Genomic DNA, 4,722 nt, shown 5'->3' with positions numbered 1-4,722 from the left:
GGCTGGGACCCCGCCGACCAGGGCGGCCGGCGCGCCGCCGTCGTCCTCGCCGCCGCCGGGTCCCGCGACCCCGACTCCGCCCAGGACACCCGGCGCACCGCCCGCATGCTCGCGATGCGCCTCGGCGTGCCCGTCGTTCCCGCGTACGCCTCCGCCGCCACGCCCACCGTCCCGGCCGCCCTGCGCGCCCTGGCCGCCCGGGGCCGCCACCGGACCTCCGTCGCCTCGTACTTCACCGCCCCCGGCCGCTTCGCGAGCGCCTGTGCCGACGCCGTACCGCGCCGGGCGGCCGCCCCGCTCGGCGCCCACCCGGCGATGGCCCGCCTCGTACTGCACCGCTACGACCAGGCACGGTCCGCCTCGGAAGGTGCCCCGGCCCCGGCCGACGCGGTGAGCCTGCTCGCTTCCGCCTGACATCCCGGGCCCGCTCACGCCACGTTGTCCGTCCCGGTCGCTACTGTCGGAACCATGGACGGCACACAGGGCGCACACGGGGCAGACCGGACACGGGGCGCACACGGCGCACACGGCGGACGGGGGCCCAGCCCCTACGATCCCGCCGACACCGAGCGCTTCGACACCGAGGAGGACAAGCGCCCCGGCCGCACCGCCTTCCAGCGCGACCGCGCCCGGGTCCTGCACTCCGCCGCCCTGCGCCGGCTCGCCGGGAAGACCCAGGTCGTGACGCCCGGCACCCGCTCCCTCGTCTGGGACGCCAGCCCCCGCACCCGGCTCACCCACTCCCTGGAGTGCGCCCAGGTCGGCCGCGAGCTCGGTGCGGTCCTCGGCTGCGACCCGGACCTGGTCGAGACGGCCTGCCTGGCCCACGACATGGGTCATCCGCCGTTCGGCCACAACGGCGAACAGGCGATCGACGACTTCGCCTCCGACTGCGGCGGCTTCGAGGGCAACGCCCAGTCGCTGCGCCTGCTGACCCGCCTGGAGCCCAAGCGCTTCGTCCGCGACCCGCGCACCGGCGACCTGGTCAGCGTCGGCCTCAACCTGACCCGGGCGGCCCTGGACGCCGCCACCAAGTACCCGTGGCCGCGCGGCGCGCACCCCACCGACCCGCACTCCGCCAAGTTCGGGGTGTACGCCGACGACGTCCCGGTCTTCGCGTGGGCCCGCGAGGGCGCCCCCGAGGACCGCACCTGCTTCGAGGCCCAGGTCATGGACTGGTCCGACGACGTGGCGTATTCGGTGCACGACTTCGAGGACGGGCTGCACGCCGGGCACATCGACCCCAACTGCCTCTACGCCGAGCCGGAGCGCGAGGAGATCTGGGCGGTCGCCATCGGCCGCTACGTCCCGGCCGGCACCGACCCGCAGGAGCTGTCGGAGGCCCTGGACCGGCTGATCGACCAGGACTGGTGGCCGCACGGCTACGACGGTTCCGCCGTGGCGCAGGCCCGCCTGAAGGACGCCACCAGCCAGCTCATCGGCCGCTTCTGCATGGCGGCCGAGACCGCCACCCGCGCGGTGTACGGACCCGGCCGCCTCGGCCGGTACGGCGCCGAGCTGGTCGTCCCGCGCGCGGTGCGCCACGAGTGCGCGGTGCTCAAGGCGGTCGCCGACCGGTACGTCATGCAGCGCGCCGAGCAGGAGGCCATCCGCGCCGACCAGCGCGTCGTGATCGCCGAGCTGGCCGCCGCCCTCACCGTCCGCGCCCCCGAAGGCCTGGAACCGCACTTCCGCGCCCTGTTCGACCAGGCGCCCGACGACCACGCCCGCAAGCGGGTCCTCGTCGACCAGATCGCGGCGCTCACGGACGCCTCCGCGCGATCCCTGCATGCCGCGCTGACCGCCCGTCGCGGCTGACCGGCAGACTGGAACCTGACCACTGGGGGTGACCTGTCCGGGCACCCCCTCTTTCGCCATCACGCTGCGTGCGGGACGCTCGCAGCTGGGGGCGCCGCGCAGCACCGCACTGAGGAGGCATCAAGTGGTCGACGCACACCAGACGTTCGTCATTGTCGGAGCAGGACTCGCAGGGGCGAAGGCGGCCGAAACGCTGCGCGCCGAAGGGTTCACCGGCCGGGTGATCCTCATCGGCGACGAGCGCGACCACCCCTACGAACGGCCGCCGCTCTCCAAGGGCTACCTGGACGGCAAGGCCGAACGCGACAGCGTCTTCACCCACGAACGCGCCTGGTACGCGGGCGCCGACATCGAACTGCACCTCGGCCAGCCGGTCACCGCGCTCGACCGGTACGCGAAGACCGTGCGGCTCGGCGACAACACCGTCATCCACTACGACAAGCTGCTGCTGGCCACCGGCTCCGAGCCGCGCCGCCTGGACGTTCCCGGCACCGACCTGGCCGGCGTCCACCACCTGCGCCGCCTCGCCCACGCCGACCGGCTGCGCAACGTGCTCGCCGCCCTCGGCCGCGACAACGGCCATCTGGTCATCGCAGGAGCCGGATGGATCGGCCTGGAGGTCGCCGCCGCCGCCCGCGGCTACGGGGCCGAGGTCACCGTCGTCGAAGCCGAGCCCACCCCGCTGCACCAGGTCATCGGCCCCGAGCTGGGCCAGATCTTCACCGAACTGCACAGCGCGCACGGCGTCCGCTTCCACTTCGGGGCCCGCCTCACCGAGATCACCGGCCAGGACGGCATGGTGCTCGCCGTCCGCACCGACGACGGCGAGGAACACCCCGCCCACGACGTGCTCGCCGCGATCGGCGCCGCCCCGCGCTCCGCCCTCGCCGAGGCCGCGGGCCTGGAGACCGCCGACCGCGCCCACGGCGGCGGCATCGCCGTGGACGCCTCCCTGCGCACCTCCGACCCGCACATCTACGCCGCCGGGGACGTCGCCGCCGCCGCCCACCCGCTGCTCGGCACCCGGCTGCGCGTCGAGCACTGGGCGAACGCCCTGAACGGCGGACCGGCCGCGGCCCGCGCCATGCTCGGCCAGGACGTGACGTACGACCGCGTCCCGTACTTCTTCTCCGACCAGTACGACCTGGGCCTCGAATACTCCGGCTGGGCCCCGCCCGGCTCCTACGACGAGGTGATCATCCGCGGCGACGCCGGGAAGCGGGAGTTCGTCGCGTTCTGGCTGAAGGACCGCCGCGTCCTGGCCGGGATGAACGTCAACGTGTGGGATGTCACCGAAACGATCCAGGAGCTGATCCGGGCCCGCCAGCAGCACGACCCGGAAGCCCTCGCCGACCCGTCGGTCCCGCTGGACTCCCTGCTCTGAGGACGACGCCGGGGCGCGGGCGGCACCGCCGCGCCCCGGCAGGCCGCGGTCCACCGTGCGTCCCGGCTGTCCGTGCCCACCCGTAGACTTCACCCGTGGCAGGCAGGATCAATGACGACGACGTGAAAGCGGTACGGGACGCGGTCCCGATCGACTCCGTCGTGTCCGAATACCTCCAGCTGCGCAACGCGGGCGGCGGAAACCTCAAGGGACTCTGCCCCTTCCACGACGAGAAGTCGCCCTCCTTCCAGGTCAGTCCCGGCAAGGGCCTGTTCCACTGCTTCGGCTGCCAGGAGGGCGGCGACACGATCGCCTTCGTGATGAAGATCGACCACCTCTCCTTCTCGGAGACGGTCGAGCGCCTCGCCGCCAAGGCGGGCATCACCCTGCGCTACGAGGAGGGCGGCTACAACCCCTCCCACCAGCGCGGCGAACGTATCCGGCTGATCGAGGCCCACCAGGCCGCCGCCGAGTTCTACGTCCGCGCCCTGGAGAGCCCCGAGGCCGAGATCGGCCGCAAGTTCCTCGCCGAACGCGGCTTCGACCAGGACGCCGCCACCCACTTCCGCGTCGGCTACAGCCCGGCAGGCTGGGACCACCTCACCCGCTATCTGCGCGGCAAGGGCTTCAGCGACAAGGAACTGATCACCTCCGGCCTCTCCCAGGACGGCCGCCGCGGCCCCATCGACCGCTTCCGCGGCCGGCTGATGTGGCCCATCAGCGACACCGCCGGGGAGATCGTCGGCTTCGGCGCCCGCAAGCTGCGCGACGACGACAACGGCCCGAAGTACCTCAACACCCCCGAGACCCCGATCTACAAGAAGTCCCAGGTGCTGTACGGCATCGACCTGGCCAAGAAGGACATCGCCAAGGCCAGCCGCGCCGTCGTCGTCGAGGGTTACACCGACGTCATGGCCTGCCACCTCGCCGGGGTCACCACCGCCATCGCCACCTGCGGCACCGCCTTCGGCAACGACCACATCAAGATCCTGCGCCGCCTCCTCATGGACAACGGCAGCGCCCGCGTGATCTTCACCTTCGACGGCGACTCGGCCGGCCAGAAGGCCGCCCTGCGCGCCTTCGAGGACGACCAGAAGTTCGCCGCCGAGACGTACATCGCCATCGCCCCGGACGGCATGGACCCCTGCGACCTGCGGCTCGCCAAGGGAGACGACTCCGTACGCGACCTGGTCGAGCCGCGCACCCCGCTCTTCGAGTTCGCCCTGCGCCAGATCGTCGGCCGGTACGACCTGGAGACCCCGGCCGGCCGCGCCGCCGCCCTCGACGAGGCCGCCGCCGTCGTCGCCAAGATCAAGACGAGCAGCGTGCAGCGCGAGGTCGCCGTCCAGCTCGCCGGCCTCGTCGGCATCCTCGACCAGGAGTTCGTCGTCCACCGCGTCGCCCAGCTCGCCCGCTGGGCCCGTGACAAGGGCGGCGACCACGGGGAGCGCGGCGGCCGGCGCGGCGGCCCCCAGGGCCCGAGGGGCGGGGGCTGTCTCTTATACACATCTCTGATGGCG

General features: G+C 73.2%; 4 protein-coding genes. All 4 read left to right on the top strand.

The window, feature by feature from the left end; genetic code table 11:
- On the top strand, nt 1-414 hold a 414-nt coding region (locus tag CR470_RS35825), incomplete at its 5' end, for a CbiX/SirB N-terminal domain-containing protein (protein WP_306667834.1).
- 54 nt (nt 415-468) lie between these two features.
- The gene (locus tag CR470_RS35820; protein WP_097871756.1) at nt 469-1,818 is read left to right on the top strand and encodes a deoxyguanosinetriphosphate triphosphohydrolase; all 1,350 of its coding nucleotides are present in this window, start codon (nt 469-471) and stop codon (nt 1,816-1,818) included.
- A gap of 124 nt (nt 1,819-1,942) precedes the next feature.
- On the top strand, nt 1,943-3,202 hold the full coding sequence (locus CR470_RS35815) for an NAD(P)/FAD-dependent oxidoreductase (protein ID WP_097871754.1): 1,260 nt from the start codon (nt 1,943-1,945) through the stop codon (nt 3,200-3,202).
- A gap of 95 nt (nt 3,203-3,297) precedes the next feature.
- Nucleotides 3,298-4,722: DNA primase (dnaG, locus tag CR470_RS35810; RefSeq protein ID WP_107489538.1), on the top strand; the 1,425-nt coding region annotated here is incomplete at its 3' end.

The sequence above is a fragment of the Streptomyces sp. rh34 genome (assembly GCF_002551245.1).
In the GTDB taxonomy this organism is placed as follows: Bacteria; Actinomycetota; Actinomycetes; order Streptomycetales; family Streptomycetaceae; genus Streptomyces.
The sequence above is the reverse complement of the archived record's forward strand: the minus strand, read 5'-3'. Positions and strand labels throughout refer to the sequence as shown.